A 311-nucleotide genomic window follows, 5' to 3' on the forward strand; every position below is an offset into this window, starting at 1 on the left:
GTCACTAACGAACGAGTTCGTGGTCGTCGACTCATGCGGTCGTTCATCATTCTCCCGATGGGATTGCCCGCAATTTTCACCATTACGGTGTGGCGTGGGATCTTCAGCTCCGCCGAATTTGGCTTAGTTAACCAGGTGCTCGGTCTGCTGGGCACTAGTTCTGTTGCGTGGCTCTCCACACGGTGGCCAGCGTTTTTTGCTTACAATGTCACCGAAATGTGGCTGGCATACCCATTTATGGTAATTATCACCGTTAGCGCTCTCCAAGACGTACCTGAAGAGCTCCACGAAGCGGCGATGATCGATGGAGC

Annotated in this window: 1 protein-coding gene; it reads left to right on the top strand. The window is 53.1% G+C overall.

Going from position 1 to position 311, the window contains the following annotated elements; translation table 11 throughout:
* Positions 1 to 311: carbohydrate ABC transporter permease (locus tag EXE45_RS18625; RefSeq protein ID WP_137695181.1), on the top strand; the 311-nt coding region annotated here is incomplete at both ends.

Source organism: Halorubrum sp. SP9 (assembly GCF_005435015.1).
Lineage (GTDB): Archaea > Halobacteriota > Halobacteria > Halobacteriales > Haloferacaceae > Halorubrum > Halorubrum sodomense.